This is a genomic window from Streptomyces sp. NPDC059142 (assembly GCF_042755665.1).
Taxonomy (GTDB): domain Bacteria; phylum Actinomycetota; class Actinomycetes; order Streptomycetales; family Streptomycetaceae; genus Streptomyces.
In genome coordinates this window covers 101406-117267 of sequence record NZ_JBHZDA010000007.1, presented here as the reverse complement: position 1 = coordinate 117267, position 15862 = coordinate 101406, and the positions used below count along the sequence as shown (strand labels likewise).

15 protein-coding genes are annotated in these 15862 nt (G+C 72.9%); 9 read left to right on the top strand and 6 right to left on the bottom strand.

Annotated features, from left to right (window positions below):
* Window position 1: 1 nt before the first annotated feature.
* From ACFXPK_RS05265 to ACFXPK_RS05250, 4 genes are all read right to left on the bottom strand, one after another.
* Window positions 2–1603: a hypothetical protein gene (locus ACFXPK_RS05265; protein ID WP_385071836.1), complete on the bottom strand. Its 1602-nt coding sequence runs from the start codon at window positions 1601–1603 to the stop codon at window positions 2–4.
* Between the two features lie 167 nt (window positions 1604–1770).
* Window positions 1771–3072 (bottom strand): SGNH/GDSL hydrolase family protein, encoded by a 1302-nt coding sequence (locus ACFXPK_RS05260; RefSeq protein WP_385071833.1) that lies wholly within the window; start codon window positions 3070–3072, stop codon window positions 1771–1773.
* Window positions 3000–3896 carry an oxygenase MpaB family protein gene (locus ACFXPK_RS05255; protein ID WP_385071830.1) on the bottom strand — a complete coding sequence of 299 codons (897 nt, stop codon included), beginning with the start codon at window positions 3894–3896 and terminating at the stop codon, window positions 3000–3002. Before ACFXPK_RS05255 ends, ACFXPK_RS05260 begins: the two co-directional genes overlap by 73 nt.
* A complete protein-coding gene (locus tag ACFXPK_RS05250; protein WP_385071828.1) occupies window positions 3841–4719 on the bottom strand; it encodes a 4-hydroxybenzoate octaprenyltransferase in 879 nt (292 codons plus the stop codon). The genes ACFXPK_RS05255 and ACFXPK_RS05250 overlap by 56 nt, the downstream gene beginning before the upstream one ends.
* 261 nt (window positions 4720–4980) lie before the next feature.
* Here ACFXPK_RS05250 and ACFXPK_RS05245 point away from each other — a divergent pair, with 261 nt between their 5' ends.
* The 6 genes from ACFXPK_RS05245 (at window position 4981) to ACFXPK_RS05220 (ending at window position 11690) form a co-directional block, all read left to right on the top strand.
* Entirely contained in the window at window positions 4981–5364 is a 384-nt protein-coding gene (locus ACFXPK_RS05245; RefSeq protein ID WP_385071825.1) for a VOC family protein, read from the top strand.
* A 54-nt stretch (window positions 5365–5418) separates the two neighbouring features.
* The gene (locus tag ACFXPK_RS05240) at window positions 5419–6288 is read left to right on the top strand and encodes a helix-turn-helix domain-containing protein (RefSeq protein ID WP_384997562.1); all 870 of its coding nucleotides are present in this window, start codon (window positions 5419–5421) and stop codon (window positions 6286–6288) included.
* 168 nt (window positions 6289–6456) lie between these two features.
* On the top strand, window positions 6457–7371 hold the full coding sequence (locus ACFXPK_RS05235; RefSeq protein ID WP_385071822.1) for an ABC transporter ATP-binding protein: 915 nt from the start codon (window positions 6457–6459) through the stop codon (window positions 7369–7371).
* Window positions 7368–8429 carry an iron-siderophore ABC transporter substrate-binding protein gene (locus ACFXPK_RS05230; RefSeq protein ID WP_385071820.1) on the top strand — a complete coding sequence of 354 codons (1062 nt, stop codon included), beginning with the start codon at window positions 7368–7370 and terminating at the stop codon, window positions 8427–8429. Before ACFXPK_RS05235 ends, ACFXPK_RS05230 begins: the two co-directional genes overlap by 4 nt.
* Window positions 8426–10528, top strand: a complete 2103-nt coding sequence (locus ACFXPK_RS05225; RefSeq protein ID WP_385071817.1) for an iron ABC transporter permease — start codon at window positions 8426–8428, stop codon at window positions 10526–10528. The genes ACFXPK_RS05230 and ACFXPK_RS05225 overlap by 4 nt, the downstream gene beginning before the upstream one ends.
* Before the next feature lie 97 nt (window positions 10529–10625).
* Entirely contained in the window at window positions 10626–11690 is a 1065-nt protein-coding gene (locus ACFXPK_RS05220; protein ID WP_385071814.1) for a peptidase C39 family protein, read from the top strand.
* Window positions 11691–11719: 29 nt separating this feature from the next.
* Here ACFXPK_RS05220 and ACFXPK_RS05215 read toward each other — a convergent pair whose 3' ends face one another.
* The gene (locus ACFXPK_RS05215) at window positions 11720–12235 is read right to left on the bottom strand and encodes a cupin domain-containing protein (protein WP_385071811.1); all 516 of its coding nucleotides are present in this window, start codon (window positions 12233–12235) and stop codon (window positions 11720–11722) included.
* Window positions 12236–12297: 62 nt separating this feature from the next.
* Here ACFXPK_RS05215 and ACFXPK_RS05210 point away from each other — a divergent pair, with 62 nt between their 5' ends.
* Together ACFXPK_RS05210 and ACFXPK_RS05205 are read left to right on the top strand one after the other, a co-directional pair.
* Window positions 12298–12972 carry a TetR/AcrR family transcriptional regulator gene (locus ACFXPK_RS05210; RefSeq protein ID WP_385071808.1) on the top strand — a complete coding sequence of 225 codons (675 nt, stop codon included), beginning with the start codon at window positions 12298–12300 and terminating at the stop codon, window positions 12970–12972.
* 115 nt (window positions 12973–13087) lie between these two features.
* Window positions 13088–13864, top strand: coding sequence for a DUF4157 domain-containing protein (locus tag ACFXPK_RS05205; protein ID WP_385071806.1), 777 nt, complete (start codon window positions 13088–13090; stop codon window positions 13862–13864).
* A 341-nt stretch (window positions 13865–14205) separates the two neighbouring features.
* Here ACFXPK_RS05205 and ACFXPK_RS05200 read toward each other — a convergent pair whose 3' ends face one another.
* Window positions 14206–15117 carry an alpha/beta fold hydrolase gene (locus ACFXPK_RS05200; protein WP_385071803.1) on the bottom strand — a complete coding sequence of 304 codons (912 nt, stop codon included), beginning with the start codon at window positions 15115–15117 and terminating at the stop codon, window positions 14206–14208.
* Between the two features lie 101 nt (window positions 15118–15218).
* Between ACFXPK_RS05200 and ACFXPK_RS05195 the strand changes: the two genes are divergently transcribed.
* Window positions 15219–15626: a winged helix-turn-helix transcriptional regulator gene (locus ACFXPK_RS05195; RefSeq protein ID WP_385071800.1), complete on the top strand. Its 408-nt coding sequence runs from the start codon at window positions 15219–15221 to the stop codon at window positions 15624–15626.
* Window positions 15627–15862 lie beyond the last annotated feature (236 nt).

The following is a 15862-nucleotide window of genomic DNA, read 5'->3' as shown; positions in this document are numbered from 1 at the left end:
GTCAGCGGAGGGTGACGGAGAGCCGGGAGAACTTCGCCCGCGCCGTGCCGTTGGAGGTCTGGAGCCCGACATGGCTCCGTGCCGGGACCAGTGCGGGATCCGGGACGCGGAGCACGCGGGCGCCGTCGGCGTGGAGTTCGAGGTCCTTGCCGACGAGGACGAACCGCAGGTCGTAGCGGCGTCCCGGGACGATCGTGTCCGCCGAGCCGACCCCCGCGAGCTTCCGGTTGCGGCCCTTCTCCATGACACCGAGCCCGAAGGCGTGGCCCCAGGAGCCCAGCCCCGCGTAGTAGTAGCTGTCCCGCCCGGTCATGCGCGCCAGAATCACATGGTCGGGATCGGCCGGTCCGCCTGCCTGGGGGGTGACGGAGACCCTGATCTCGTAGTCGGGGGCGTCGATCGGCACATTGCCCTGGAGCGTCTGCGGCAGACGGCCGGGCGCGTTCCCCAGCGACCACACGCCCTGGTCCCGCACCTCGAAAGAGGCACCGGTGGGGATCTCGCCGCCCTGGGTCATCGTCCATTTCGCCGGGTCGACGGTCTCGACGGCGTCGTCCCACACGGCGAGCTGGATGGTCTCGTTCCAGCCGGGGCGGTTGTTCTTCACGTTGTAGAAGAGGTGTTCGCGCCCTTCGTGGACCACCGCGAACTGCCGGTAGATCATGCCGTCCTCGGCGCCCCCGACGACACCGAGGTCGAGTTCGAGGTCGGTGCGCCTCAGCTCCCAGTGGATGCCGTCGCGGGAGCGGAGCCGGCCGCCGCGCGACGGGTAGTCGGCCTGCCAGCCCAGGATCCGGGTCTCGTAGTGGTCGCGCCCCAGCTTCCGTACGTTGGGACCGCCGACCCCGAGGGACGCCCAGCCGCCGTCGTCCATGGGACGGAGCACCGGATTGGCCGGGTGCTTGTGCCAGGGGCCGCGGGGGTGGGCGGCGGTGGCGTAGCAGATGTAGCGCGGTTCGCCGCCGGCCGAGGCGATCTTGCCGGCGGTGTACCACATCTTCCAGGTCTTCTCGTCGGCGTCGTACATCAGGGACGAGTTGTAGATGAACTCGTCCTCCCAGGGCGCGGTCGAGGTCAGTACGGCGCCGTGCTTGGTCCACGGCCCTTCCGGCCGAGGTGCCGAGGCGTAGTGGATCCGGCCCGCGCCGCCGCCGTCGACGCCGAAGTAGGTCATGTGCCACAGACCGTCGTACGGGACCACGCTGGGCTGGTTGAGCGCCGACGACTCGGTGGAGAGGGTGGGGGCGAGGACGGGCTCCGGCGCCTTCTCCCACCGGCGGCCGTCCTGGCTGGTGGCGTAACCGATGCCGTGGAGCGAGCCGTACCAGAGCTTGAACACCGGCCCCGTGGGGCTGTTGTGGACGAGGCAGGGGTCCTGGAGCAGCGAACTCTCCCAGGGCAGGTCGGTCCGCATCACGACGCCCTCCCTGCGCCACCCCGGGACCGGTCCGAAGTCGTCGGTCAGGACGACCTTTCCGGGGCGGCCCCGGGGGGCGTCGGCCGCCGCCGCGTCGGAGCCCCCGGCCACCGCGGGGACGGCGAGGGACGTGGCCACGCCGCCGAGCAGGGTGCGGCGCGACAGGGCGGGGAGGGCGTCGGGCACGGGCGCCTCTTTTCGTCATCTGTGTCTGCGGACATGCGACGAGGGCGTGCGGAACGGCCTTCGGGAACGGCGGCCAGGAACAAGGAATAGCGCACACCCGGAGCGGAAGCAATGTCCATGTCAATCAAGGCGGATCGTCCGGCCTCGGGATCCGGCCTGTGCGGACGTCATCTCCTTCCGCGCGGCCGGTCCCCCCGGGCCTGCGTGAAGAGGCGCGTCGGGACGGCGGCGGCCAGGGCCCGGTAGCCGGCGGGGTTGAGGTGGAGGTGGTCGCCGATGTCGTACGCGGGGGAGAGCCGGCGGGGGATCCTGGGGTCCCGGACCGCCCGGTCGAAGTCGACGACGGCGTCGAACCCGCCGCTGGTGCGGATCCACTCGTTGACCGCCCGGCGGGCGGACTCGTGGTGGCCGGCCGGGTCGTCGTAGCCGTTCCCCCCGAACGGGGTGAGGGTGGCGCCGTAGACACGGATGCCCTGGGCGTGCGCGCGCGTGACGATCTGCCGGTAGGCGCCGAGGAGTTCGGCCGTGATGTGCTGTGCCGCCGCGTCCGAGGTCCCCGCCGTGCCGATGTCGTTGACCCCCTCGAAGACGAGGAGCCGGCTGACCCCGCTCTGGGCCAGGACATCACGGTCCAGCCGTGCCAGGGCGCTGGGGCCCAGCCCGTCCCGGAGCACCCGGTTGCCGCCGGCCGCCTGGTTGAGGAGCGCGACACCGGAGGTGGCGGGGCGGGCCCTGAGGCGTTCCAGGAGCTGGTCCGGCCACCGGTCGTTCCCGTTGGTGGTGGACCCGCGGCCGTCGGTGAGCGAGTCGCCCAGCAGCACCGCCGCGGTGGTGGTGCTCCTGGACAGGACCTCGACCCCGCTCAGGAAGTACCAGTGGTCGACGGCGGTGGCACCCGGCAGGTCGCTGTCGTCGAGGCGGTCGCCGGTCGTCAGGTACGAGGTGGTCCTCGACCCGGGGTGGGAGGTGAGGGCCGAGGACGCCTGGCCGTCGGCCAGATGGAGCGTCACGGTCAGGTTCGTCCCGGGTCCGACGCCGAAGTCGAGCGGGTCGCTGACCGCCTGCGCGCCCTGGGGTATGCCGATGCCCCGCAGCCCGCCGAACGTCACCGCTCGCGCGCTACCGGGCACGATGGCGCTGACGCCCGCCCTGCCGTCCACGGGCCGGGCCACGGAGACGGCGGTGACGGGCAGGACCGCGCCCCCGAACGCGTTGGACAGACGTATCCGTGTGTACCGGCCGCCGACCGAGACACGCACCGTCTGGCGCAGTGTGCTGTTGTCGAGGACGATGTCGCCCCGGGTGTACGGAGCGGGCGGCAGATCGGCGGGCTCGGTGCGCTGGGGCATGGCCGTCCAGGTGTGCACCCAGTGCGCGTCCCGCCCCCGCCGCCTGCTCAGCACGTCCGCGGCGCCCCGGCCAGCCGGCCGCGTGCGGCGGCCTGGATACGGGAGGGCCCGAGCCCCCACTGGAGGGTGCGGCCGGCGGCCGTCGCCAGGGGCCGGTCCCAGCCGGTGCGGACGGGGGCCGGGCGGCGGATGCCGAGTTCGGTGCGGGCCCAGCCGGGGAGCAGTCCGACCGAGGCGTTGGTGAGCAGGCTCACGACCAGCCGTTCCCGTCGGGTGCGCCCGAAGCGGCGGAGGAACAGCACCGAGTCCAACGCGGCCGGAGTGGCGCGGAGTTGGGGGCGAAGCCGGGCCAGATAGCTCTCCGCCTCCAGGGATGTGCGCGGTACGTTCCCGGCGCCCAGCGCCTCGGCCATGGGGGCGGCCTGGCGGTAGTAGGCGTCGCATTCGGCGGGGGTCAGCCGGAGCGGCCGGGGCGCGTAGGTCTGATGGCCGGCGAGGAAGCTGTGTACCTCGGCGGTGTGCACCCAGGTGAGCAGATCGGGGTCGTCCGCGCGGTACGGACGGCCGTCGGGGGCGGTGCCGTGCACGTGGGTGTGGATCCGCCGGACGAGAGCGATCACCTCATGGGCGGCGGCCGAGGAGCCGAAGGTGGTCGTGGTGATGAACCGTACGGTTCCGTTCAGCCGCCCGACCGGATCGGCGCGGAAGTCGGAGTGCTGGTCCACCCCCGCCATGGCCAGCGGATGCAGCGACTGGAGCATGAGCGCGGCGAACCCGCCGGTGAGCATCCCGGTGGTCTGCCCGTGCACCCGCCACACCGGGTCCCCCGGAGCGATCCCGAACAGCCCGGGATCACCGGGCGGGCTCGCGTACCGCTCCAGCTTGAGATCACCGCCGTGCATGACCGCCGTGAGTTCCGTCGCGATCCGTTCCCGTAGTCCCACCAGCTCCTCCAGGGGCCGTGTCCCTCAGCCGAGGGTACCGATCCGCCCGGCGAGCACGGCCAGGAGGATGAGCAGTCCGCACAGGGGGTACACACCCCGCGTACACGCCGCCCACCAGGACCCGGCTCCGGCGCCCCAGCAGCACGGCGGCCGACCGCACCCCGGCCCGCACATCGGCCTCCCGGTCCTGGCAGGCGTAGATCACGTCCGTCCCCACGGCCCAGCAGATCACCGCTCCGTACAGCACCCGGCCCCCGAGCCCGAACCCGCCGGTGAGCAGGACGTACACCAGCGGCACCGTCCAGTTGATGGTGATCCCCAGCCACACGTGCGGCCAGTGGGTGACCCGCTTCATGTACGGATACACCGCGGCGAGGGGCGCCCCGGCCGCCGCCCACACCACGGCCTCCACACTCCAGAACCCCATCACCAGCGGGGCGGCGGCCCCCACCGCCACACAGAGCACCAGTGCCCGTCCGGGCGCCAGCCGTCCGGAGGCGACGGGCCGCCCCGCCGTACGCGGCACCTGTGCGTCGAACCGGGCGTCCAGCACGTCGTTGAGCCCGCAGGCGGCACCTCGCGACAGCACCCCGTACACCAGGAGCAGCAGCCCGAGCAGGACCCCGTCCCGGGGACCGGACACCGCTCCCAGGGCGATCCATCCGGGCACCACCAGCAGCCAGGACCCCACCGGCCGGTCCAGTCGCAGCGACTCCAGATACGGCCGTACCCCGGCGGGGGCCCGCCCCACCCACCGGGCGGCACGGCCCGGAGCCGGGGGACGGGCCGGGACTCGGGCCGGGGCGTGCGGGGTCACGGTCATACCGATGCATGGTCCTTCCGGGAGAACTGCATGCCGATCGGTCCAACTTAGCTTCGTTCAGGGCGAGTTGCCCGTTGCCTCCCGGAGGATCCCCGGAAAGCAACGCTCTTACGGGCAGGAGGGCGGGGCCACAGGTGCAGTGCGATCGGTGACCGCGAGCAGCGCCGCGGCCGTTTCGCCTGCCGGGGGCCGGCGTTGCGGGCGTGAGGAGCGGGCGCGATCCGCTGGCGTTCGGCGGGGGGATCAGGAAGGCTCACGTGCATGGTCTCGGTATTGCAGAACGTGGCGATCGACTGTGCGGACGCCTATGAGCTGGCGCGGTTCTGGAGCGGTGTGACCGGACGCCCCCTCCATCCTGACGACGGGCCGGGCGTCCGGGAGGCGCAGGTGCTGCTCGCGCAGGGCCCGGTGCTCCACTTCAACCAGGTGCCCGAGGGCAGGACGGTCAAGAACCGGATCCATCTGTGTCTGCGCCCGGAGACCTCGCGCGATCAGGAGGTGGACCGGCTGCTGGGGCTCGGCGCCGCCTTCGTCGCCGACCACCGGAATCCGGACGGTTCGGGCTGGGCGGTCCTCGCCGACCCCGAAGGGAACGAGTTCTGCGTCCTGCGCAGCGAGTCCGACCGGGCCTCCTGCGGGGCGTGAGGTCGCCGGCCGCGCCCTCCGGCGCGGGCGCGGGGCGCGGATAGACTCGCCCCCATGGCCCGATCGTTCCGTGATGATGTGAGCCCCGGGCTGTGGCGCCGTGAGACGGGCACCGTGGTGCGCCGGGCCGCGGCGCTTCCCGAGGCGTCGGCCCCCTTCGTCATTCTCGCCGGGTCACGGGTTCCCCGCGTTCCCACCGAGTGGGAGCCGCACGCGCATCCCCTGCACGAGCTCGTCTGGGTACGCGGGGGAACACTGACGTCCCGCGTGGAGGACCGGATCTTCACCGTGTCCGAGGGGCACGGACTGTGGATGCCGGCCGGAGTGGTGCACGGCGGGCGGACGACCGCGGGTGTGGAGTTCCACGACGCCTTCTTCGCGCCCGATCACACGCCGTTCGCGTTCGAGGAGCCGACGGCGATCGCGATGACCCCGGTGCTGGAGTCGTTGCTGGCCCATCTGGCCCGTACGGATCTCGACACCGCGGCCAGGGCGCGGGCGGAGTCGGTGGTGTTCGACGTGCTCCAGCCGTCGGAGCGGCAGCTCGCGTTGCAGTTGCCCGGCGACGCCCGCGTCGACGCGATCGCCGAAGCCCTGATGGCCGATCCCGCCGACTGCCGCTCGCTGGAGGAGTGGGCGCGTGAGCTGGGGATCAGCGACCGCACCGTCGCCCGTGCGTTCCGCCGCGCGACCGGGCTCTCCTTCGCGCAGTGGCGGCAGGTCCTGCGCGTCCACCGGGCGCTGATGCTGCTCTCCGAGGGCTTTGATGTGCAGACCGTCTCGGAAACACTCGGCTACGCGCAGCCCAGCACCTTCATCGCCGCCTTCCGGCGCGTCATGGGCACCACGCCCGGAGCCTTCTTCGACACGGCCGGCGGAGCCCGGGGTGTCCGGAATCCCGTATCGGGTGTCCCGAACTCCTGATTGCCGACAGGGCCGAGTGGAATATAGGGTCCCCTTAGTTAGGTGACCCTTAGTTCTTGCTCGCCGCGCACGGTCGTTTCCGCGCGCCGGAGAGTCTGCGGCCCGGCCGGCAGCGGCCGGACGGAGGGTGCCGCAACCCTTGCCCCTCCAGCCACCCGGAACCCACGCATGTTCACAAACTTCACCCGGCGCGCCGCTCTGCCCGCGCCCGGCCCGGCCACGCCCGGGGCCGCCCTCACCGGGCACGATCTGGTGCTGCGGTACGGCGGGACACCGGTCGTCCACGGTGTCTCACTGGCCCTGGAACCCGGTCGCGCCACCGCTCTGATCGGGCCGAACGGCAGTGGGAAGTCCACACTGCTGCGCGCGCTCTCCCGACTGCACCGGGTGGACGAGGGCCGGGTGACGCTCGGCGCCCGTGCCGGACACCCCGAGCGCGCGGCGGCCCTGCTCAGCGCCCGCGAGTTCGCGCGGGAGGTCACCCTGTTCTCCCAGTCGCGGCCCGCGCCCCAAGGACTGACGGTGACGGAGGTCGTGGCGTTCGGACGCCACCCCTACCGGCGAGGCTTCGCCGGACTGTCCGACGCCGACCGGAGCGCCGTCGACCACGCCATGGGGGTCACCGGCGTACGGGACATGGCCGGCCGGCCCGTCGGGGAACTCTCCGGCGGGGAGATGCAGCGTGTCTGGCTCGCCGCCTGCCTGGCCCAGGACACCGGCGTCGTACTGCTGGACGAGCCGACGAACCATCTGGACCTGCGCTACCAGATCGACACACTCGACCTGGTGCGCGACCTCGTCGAGGAACACGGCGTCGCGGTGGGGATCGTGCTGCACGACCTCGACCAGGCCTCCCGTGTCGCCGACACACTGATCCTCATGCGCTCCGGCCGTGTGCACGCCGTGGGCGCGCCCGCCGACGTCCTCACCGCCGAGAACATCGGCGAGGTCTACGACATCCGCGTCGAGGTGGAGACGGACCCCCGCACGGGCCGTCTCCGTATCGACCCCATCGGGCGGCACTCCGCCCGGAGCGGCGCATCGACCGCTCCGAAGAACCGTAAGAAAGAGGACCCTTCATGAACCGTGCCCGTCGCCTGGCGGCCTCGGCCGCCGCAGGGCTCGCCGTCGTCTTCGCCGCAACAGCCTGCGGCACGACCAGCGTCGAGAAGACCGAGGCCGGCGCGGACGCGTCGCCCTCCTCGGAGAGCTGTGCCGACGACACCACGACCACCTCGCAGAAGCCGGTGTCCTTCAAGGACGGCGTCGGCCGGCAGGTGAAGCTCGACAAGCCCGCCGAACGGATCGCCGTCCTCGAATGGCAGCAGATCGAGGACGCGCTCACCCTGTGCGTCACCCCCACCGCTGTTTCCGACGCGAAGGGCTACCGCACCTGGGTCAGCGCCGAGAAACTGCCCGACGGGGTGACGGACATCGGTACCCGTGAGGAGCCCGACCTCGACACCCTCTACGCGGCGAAGCCCGACCTCATCGTCGTGGAGGCGTTCAAGGCCGACGACGAGACCATCAAGAAGCTGGAGAAGCGCGGCGTACCGGTGATGGCCACGCGCGGCGCGTACCCGGCCGACCCGATCGGGAACATGCGCGAGGTGTTCAGCATGATCGGCAAGGCGACCGGGCGCACCGAGCGTGCCGACCAGGTCCTCAAGGAGTTCGACGACCACCTCGCGACGGCGAAGAAGCGGGTCACCGACGCCGACCTGCCGACGAAGGACTTCCTGTTCTTCGACGGCTGGCTCCAGGGCGGCAACCTCACCATCCGCCCCTACGGCGAAGGCGCCCTGTTCACCGCGATAGGCGAACAGCTCGGCATGACCCCCGCGTGGACCGACGACGTCAACAAGGCCCACGGCGACGGGGGAGTCGACCCCGCCTACGGCCTCGCGCAGACCGATGTCGAGGGACTCACCGCGGTGGGCAACGCCAACCTCTTCCACGCCAACGACGACGGCGTGGGCGGATACGTCAAGGCGCTGGAGAAGAACCCGATCTGGAAGTCGATCCCGGCCGTCAAGGAAGGCCGCGCGCACGCCTTCCCCGCGCGGGTGTGGGGCGCCGGCGGCCCGCGCTCCTGTGCGCAGGCGATCGACGCGTACGTCGACGTGCTCGACACGAAGTGAACACACCACGGATATCGGTACCCGGACGGAGACCGCTGCCGCGCACCGCCGCCGGCGGCGGCTCCGCCGGGGCGGGCGTCCTGGCGCTCCTGCTCGGCGGGATCGTCGTGGTCGGCCTGTGGCACCTGACGCAGGGCACGTCCGGGGTGGGCGTCGGAGACCTGGTGCGGTACTTCACCGGGGAACGGGAGAACACCGGCGGGGCGCCGGTCGGTGAGATCTTCACCGGCTCGCGCCTGCCCCGGCTGCTGGCCGGGGTGGCGGTGGGCTTCGCCCTCGGCTCCGCCGGCGCGCTGCTGCAATCGGTGACGCGCAACGTGCTCGCCTCGCCGGACACCCTCGCCGTCACGGCCGGCGCCTACTTCACCCTGTCGCTCGTCGCCGCCGCCGGGCTCGTCGTCCCGCTGTGGGCGTCGGGCGCCGCCGCCTTCGCCGGGGGCCTGCTCGCGGCGGCGCTGGTGCTGGCCCTCGCGGGCGGGGCCGCGGGCACCACGGGCACACGCCTCATCCTCGCCGGATCGGCGACGGCCCTGGCCCTGGAATCCGGGACCGCGCTGCTCCTCATCCTCTTCAACCAGAACACCACCGGCCTCTTCGCCTGGGGAAGCGGCTCACTCGCCCAACTGAACATCGACGCGTCGATGCGTGCGGTCCCTCTCGTCGCCGTGGTGCTGTGCGTCGCCCTGGCGCTCTCCCGGCGGCTGGACGTACTGAACCTGGGCGACGACACCGCGTCCTCCCTCGGCGTGCCGATCCGCACCACCCGTGTCACCGCGGTCCTCTGCGCCGTACTCCTGACCAGCACGGCGGTGACCCTCGCGGGCCCCATCGCCTTCATCGGACTCGGCGCGCCCGTGCTGACCCGCCTGATCGCGGGACGGGTCCACGCCCTGCACCGGCACCTCCTCCTCATCCCCGCGTCCGGCCTGTTCGGCGCGCTGCTCATCCTCCTCGCCGACGCCACCCTGCGCGCGGTGCAGGGCGCGCAAGGAGCCGCGTCCATCCCCACGGGCGTGCCGACCGCGCTGCTGGGCGCCGTCGTCGTGGTGGTCCTCGCGCTGCGCCTGCGCGAAACGGGCCAGGTCAGGCAACCACCGCCCGCGCGGGCCGGCACCCGCTCACGCCGCTCGTTCCTCCTCGTCGCGGCCGGCGCGGTGGTCCTGCTGGCCGCGACGGTCCTCGTCGCGATCCTCGCGGGGAGCCTCTGGCTGCGTACCGGGGACATCGCGCTCTGGATCCACGGCGCGGCCCCCGACCTGATCGGCCAGGCGCTCGACGACCGGATCCCGCGCGTGGCCGCCGCCGTGCTCGCCGGCGCGGCGCTCGGACTGGCCGGATGCGCCGTGCAGAGCGCGGTACGCAACCCGCTGGCGGAGCCGGGCCTGCTCGGCATCACGGCGGGCGCCGGGCTGGGCGCGGTGACCGTCGTGACGGCGGACCTGCCCGGCGGACGGCCGCTGCTCATCACCGCGGCGGTCGCGACGGGGCTCGCCACCTTCGCGCTCATCGCCCTGCTGGCCTGGCGCGGCGGCTTCCTGCCCGACCGGTTCGTGCTGATCGGCATCGGCAGCGGATACGGCCTCAACGCCATCACCACCTTCCTCCTGCTGCGGGCCGACCCGTGGAACACACCCCGGATCTTCACCTGGCTCTCCGGTACGACCTACGGGCGCACACTGCCCGACGTGGTGCCGGTCGCGGTGGCGACGCTGGTCGCACTCCCGCTGCTGCTCGCCATGCGCGGCCGGCTCGACCTGCTCGCCGTCGACGAGGACACCCCGCGTGTGGTCGGCGTCCGGGTGGAACGCACCCGCTTCGCCGCCCTGGCCGTCGCCGCGGTGCTCGCGGCGCTCAGTGTGATCGCGGTCGGTGTGGTCGGCTTCGTGGGGCTCGTCGCCCCGCACCTCGCCCGGTCACTGGTGGGCGCCCGGCACGGCCGGGTGATCCCGGTCGCGATGCTGTTCGGCGGCGTACTGGTCTGTGTGGCCGACACCCTCGGCCGTACGCTCGTCGCCCCCGCCCAGATGCCGGCCGGCCTCATGATCGCCCTGGTCGGAGCCCCGTACTTCGTCTGGGTGCTCCGGCGCTCCCGCGTATGACACCGGCCCCGCACAGCGGCGCGCCCGGGCCGGCGGGCGGCCGTCACCGGTCCGCGCGCCGCGCCCCCCGCCCCTCCGACCCGCCAGGAGCGCAGCCATGACCCCCCGCCAGGACAGACCGGTGAAGAGCGCCGTCGTACCGTACGAGTCCGCCGCGCCGCCGGCTCCGCTGCGGCGGCTGGTACCCGCCGATGTGCTGGAGCGCTGGAGCGCCGTCGACCGCGGCGCCCACGCCCCGCGGCTCGTCGTCGTTCCCGGCGACGACGGGGCGGGGTGGACCGCCGCCGCGCTGGTGACGGCCCGCCCGGACACCGCCTATCTGAAGATCGTCGACGCCGTCGGCGACGTGCCGGCGGCCGTCGACGCGGTGGTCGCCCTCGCGCGGGACCAGGGGCTCGCCCTGGTCAAGTGGGAAGGGTGGACGGCGAGTCCCGGGACGGCCGCCGCCGCGGGCTTCACCCCCCTGCGCGCCCCACTGGCGCACACGGAGGACGTGCGGGGGCCCCGCACCGGCTATGTGCGCCGACTGCACGACGGAGCGGTCCCCGAGCCCCCGTACTACGCGCAGAGCACCCACTTCACCTGCGGCGCCGTCACCGCGCTGCTCGCGCAGGCACACGCGGGAGCCCTGCCGGAGGAATCCCTCGACCGCCCGGCGGAGCTGACGCTGTGGCGCGCCGCGACCAACTTCCCCGCCTGCGAGCCCGTCGGACTGGGCGTCGCCGTGCGCCGCGCGTGGCCGTCGACCCCCGTCGAGGTCGTTCTCGACAGGGACCGGCCCGTCCTGCTCGACACGTACGCGGAGAGCGAGCAGGAGTGGCGCGCCGTGCTCCAGCGCGCGTCACGGACGGACGCCGAACGGGCCGGTGTCCCCGTCGACCCACGTCATCTGAGCCTGACCGCGATCCGGAGCGCGATCGGCCGACGCGGGCAGGTGCTGCTCCTGGTCTCGCTCGCGAGGATGCAGGGGTTCGACGTGCCGCACTGGGTGCTCTGCCACGGCACCGTGCCGGGTGCCGTCGTGATCGAGGACCCCTGGGCCAACGCCGCCGCGGGGGACACCTGGGTCGACGCCCATCTGCTGCCCGTACCCGACGCGTCGCTCGACGCGATGTCGATGATCTCGGCGGACCCCTTCCGCGGTGCGGTGATCATCGGCTGACGGTGGCGGCGCGTGCCCCCTCGGACGTCTCAGACGCGCGCCCGCCGCTCAGGAGGGAGGTCGGCCGGGGTGGCTCCGGGCGGCCCCAGGACGAGGTCGCCCATCTCGGCGGCCACCGCGGCGAACAGCTCCGCGTCGAGCGCGGTCGACGCGGTGGCCAGATGCAGCGGGGTGCCCGTCCGGGCGATGATCTCGGCGAATCCGGCGGGCGAGGAGATGTTGAGGGCGCGGGCACCGTCCGCACCGGCCGCTATCGCGTGGGGCACGTGCAGGGGGATGGTGAAGAAGTCCCCCGAGCGCAAGGTCACCTGCTCTTCCCCCGCCCATACGGTCAGCGAACCGGAGGAGACCCAGAGCCGCTCCTCGTACCTGGTGTGGGCGTGCAGCGGGGTGGCCGCGCCCGCGGGCATGAAGGAGTCCGTCACGTCGTGGCGGCCGTCGGTCTCCTCCGCCGAGGTGAGAATGGAGACCCGCAGTTCCTGACCGAGCACGTACTGGCGGCCGGGACGGTCCGGGTCGGCGGACAGGGAGGGAAGATGGCTCACGGGTCGTCCTTCGCTGGAGCTGCTTCATTGGTTAGAGGAACCCTATAGTGAAAGTTGGTCCCGTGCCGCAGAAGGGTGCCGCGCGCCAGGAGGACGCCCCCGAGCAGCCGGGTGGCCGGCGCGCCTACCACGCGCCGCGCCGTACGGAGGCGGCGGCGCGGACCCGGGAGGCGATCCTCGACGCGGCGACGCGGCTCTTCCTCGACCAGGGGTATGTGAACGTCACCGTCGCCGAGATCGCCCGGGAGGCGGGCATCGCCGTACCGACGGTGTACGCCAGCACCGGCGGCAAGGGCGCCGTCCTGACGATCCTCGTCGAGGCCGGTCTGCGCGGCTCCGCGTCCGAGGAGACACGTGCCGCGGTGCGCGGGACCGAGGACCCCCATGAGGTGGTTGCCGCGGTGGCCCGCGGCACCCGCCTGGACAACGAGCGGCATCACCGCCTCGTCCGGGTCATGGCCGACGCGGCCCACGCGGACGAGCACGCCGCCACGGCCCTCGCCCGCGCGGACCACGCGTACCGGGAGGCCCTCGCGGCCGTGGCCCAGCGGCTGGGCGAAGGGGAGTTGGACGCCCTGCGGCCCGGCCTCACGCCCGCACGGGCCACCGACATCCTCTGGTTCTATCTCGGCCATCGCTCCTGGCACGGACTGGTCGTCGAACAGGGCTGGTCCTGGGACGCCACGGAGGAATGGCTCAGGGAACAGGCCACGACGGCGCTGCTCCCCCCGAGTTGAGCCGTGCGGCCTGCCACCGGTGCCGCAACGTCGTTGCGTGCGTGGCCTGTTGTTGACTTACGGACTATGCTTCGGCTTCACAACAGATCCCACTCCGACGTGTACGGGAGCGAATATGGCCGCCGGACCTTTGCGGAACGAGGAGGCCGAGCGCGCTCGCGTGCCCCGCGCGGCCGGAGGGTCTTCGGCCAGGACCGCCGCTCAGGCTGGTCCCGGTGCCACGGCCGGGAACGCCGCGGTCGTCCAGATGCTCCGCGAGGCCGGGCATCCATGGGCCCAGGGCCGGCATCAGCACAGTTCCGCGTGCGGGCATCAAGGGGAGGCGTCCCCGGTCCAGCGTTCCGCCCAGGGCGGGACCGTCGAGCGGGCACCTCAGGACGAGGAGCACGCCCACGGATCCGACCCCGTGGCCGACCACAGTCCGGCCGGTCAGGCGGCCCTGCTCGGCGAAGCCATGGCGTCACGGAGCCGTTCGCTTCCCGCACCGCTGCTCGCGGCGGCGGTGCCGTACTTCCAGAACCCGAGGCTCTCCGCCGTTCAGCTCCATGACACCCCGGTGGCCCAGCGGGCCACCGAGGCCCTGGGAGCCCAGGCCATGACGGTCGGCCACCACATCTTCGCGCCCCCGGAAGTGGTCGGGAACATGAGGATCATGGGTCACGAGCTGAGCCATGCCAACGAAAACCTCAACGGCACCCCCGAGAGCGGTATCAGCAACGGTGCCGGACTCACGGTCACCGACCCCAGGCAGAACTCCGAGAACAAGGCGGACAAGGACGGGGCCCACTTCGACGCGGGCGCCGCGACCGCCCCGTCCGTCGTCGCCCGACGGGCGGTCACGCGCGACGCCGGTACCGCGGCCGTCGACGAGGAGGCGTCGATACCGGGCTGAGCTGTGCGGCGCGCGGCCCGGACGCCGACCGCGCAGCGCATGGAGCGCCCGTCGCGGGGCCACCGGGACAACCAGGAGGCCGGCGTCTCCTCCTCGGGATCGGACTACGACCGGCAGGTCGACAGTTCCCCGGAGCGGGGTGCCTCCGCGTCGCGGGGTGGTGGCAGCGCCGCACACTCGGGACGAGGTGTGCGGCTTCGTGCACGGGCGCATCACACCGATTCTCCCCGAGGGCACCGATGAACACGCGGACTTCATGTACCGCTACCCGGAGGTGTTGTGGGAGGTCTTCCCGCGCGCCCGCCGCGGGGACCGTGGCGGCTGCCAGCCGGACGACGCGTTCACCGTGGTCCCGGCCGGACGGCGGCCGGACGGCCGGCCAGGGCGAGGAACGGCTCCAGAAGGCCGAGCAGCGCCTCGGGGCGGTCCAGGGGGATGATGTGACCGCAGTCCTCGACGGTGTGGCCGACGAGATGGTCGGCCACCGGCCGCAGTTGCCGTTCGAGCGCCCTGCCCACGGGGTGGGCGCCGATGGCCATGGTGGGTACGGTCAACCGGCTCGTACGGACGGCCTCCTGGATCTGGCGGGCGCTGGTGGGCATCGCGCGGTAGTACGAGAAGGCGCGGCGCAGGGCCTCGGTTCCGGTGTACGCGTGGACGAAGGCGTCACGGACGGCCGGGTCCATGCCCCGTCCGAGGGTGCCGGCGTCGAGGAACCAGTCGAGGTACCGCTCCTCGTGCCCGGTGAGTACAAATTCCGCCAGGCCGGGCTCCGCGTGGAAGCCGAACCACCAGGGGGTGCCCCGGGCGAGGAATTCCTCACCGCCCGGCAGTGTGCCCAGGAGCGACTCCATGACCACGAGTTGCCGGACGAGGTCAGGGCGGCGCATGGCGAGCAGGAAGGCCGGCGGGGTGCCCGCGTCGATGCCGATCACGGCTGCGGAGTTCTCGCCGAGGGCGTCGAGGAGGGCTTCGGCGTCGGTGGCGAGCGTGCCGGCGTCGTAGCCGCCGTCCGCCGGCCCGCTCGCGCCGAGTCCTCGCAGGTCCGGCGCTATCACGCGGTATCGCCCGGCAAGTCGCTCCAGGACGTTCGTCCACAGTCGCCAGGTGTGCGGGAAGCCGTGGAGCAGCAGGACGGCCGGGCCCTCGCCGGCCAGGGCCACGTTGAGGTCGACGCCGTTCGCCCTGACCCGCCGGAGTTCGACGCCGGATGGGTGGTGAGCGCTGGACGTGCGGTTCGGTGCGACGGACACGGGGCTCTCCCTGAGGTGGTTACCAATGGTGACAACAGAAAGCTAGGTGACTACCATGAAGGGGACAAGACCGTACTTCTGCCACAGGTGGTGAGCCCGAGGTGACCTCCTCGACCCGGCGGTTCCCTCGCGGGAGCCATGGAGATCTGCTGGATCCGCAGTGCCCGACCCGCCGTCTGCTCGACCGGATCGGCACGAAGTGGATGTCGATGGCCGTCAAAGTGCTGGCGGAGGCGGATCCGGAGGAGGTGCGCTTCGCGGAACTGCAGCGCAGGATGGTCGGCGTCTCGCAGAAGATGCTGTCGGTCACCCTCCAGGGGATGGCCCGTGACGGACTGGTCAGCCGCCGGGTGGAGCCCTCGGTCCCGCCGCGTGTGTACTACCGGCTCACTCCGCTCGGCCTGTCGCTGGAAGGGCCGCTGGCCGCGGTACGTGCGTGGGCGGAGGAACATATGGCCGAGGTCGACCGGGCCAACCGGCGAGGCGGGGAACACACCGCCGACGACTGACCGCCGCATGTCGGCGGGCGTGGTCGACGGGGTGGGGCTTCGCCGCTCCCGCTCGACCGGCTCGGAGCGCTCGCGGCTCTCGCGGGGGGACACCTCCCGCCGGCCGCGCGCCGCGTCCGGGCCGCGGCCTCCGGGCGCTGGGGGGGGGGGGGGCCCCGCGCCGGCCACGGGGGGTGGCGGGGGCCCCACCATAAGCGCGCCCCCGCGAGGGGGGGTGGACCCCCCACCCCCCCCCG

Coding starts and splice junctions, on each gene's coding strand:
- ACFXPK_RS05250 (WP_385071828.1), bottom strand. CDS start 4,719: ATGACCGTGACCCCGCACGCCCCGGCCCGAGTCCCGGCCCGTCCCCCG.
- ACFXPK_RS05240 (WP_384997562.1), top strand. CDS start 5,419: ATGGCCCGATCGTTCCGTGATGATGTGAGCCCCGGGCTGTGGCGCCGT.
- ACFXPK_RS05205 (WP_385071806.1), top strand. CDS start 13,088: ATGGCCGCCGGACCTTTGCGGAACGAGGAGGCCGAGCGCGCTCGCGTG.
- ACFXPK_RS05245 (WP_385071825.1), top strand. CDS start 4,981: ATGGTCTCGGTATTGCAGAACGTGGCGATCGACTGTGCGGACGCCTAT.
- ACFXPK_RS05230 (WP_385071820.1), top strand. CDS start 7,368: ATGAACCGTGCCCGTCGCCTGGCGGCCTCGGCCGCCGCAGGGCTCGCC.
- ACFXPK_RS05235 (WP_385071822.1), top strand. CDS start 6,457: ATGTTCACAAACTTCACCCGGCGCGCCGCTCTGCCCGCGCCCGGCCCG.
- ACFXPK_RS05220 (WP_385071814.1), top strand. CDS start 10,626: ATGACCCCCCGCCAGGACAGACCGGTGAAGAGCGCCGTCGTACCGTAC.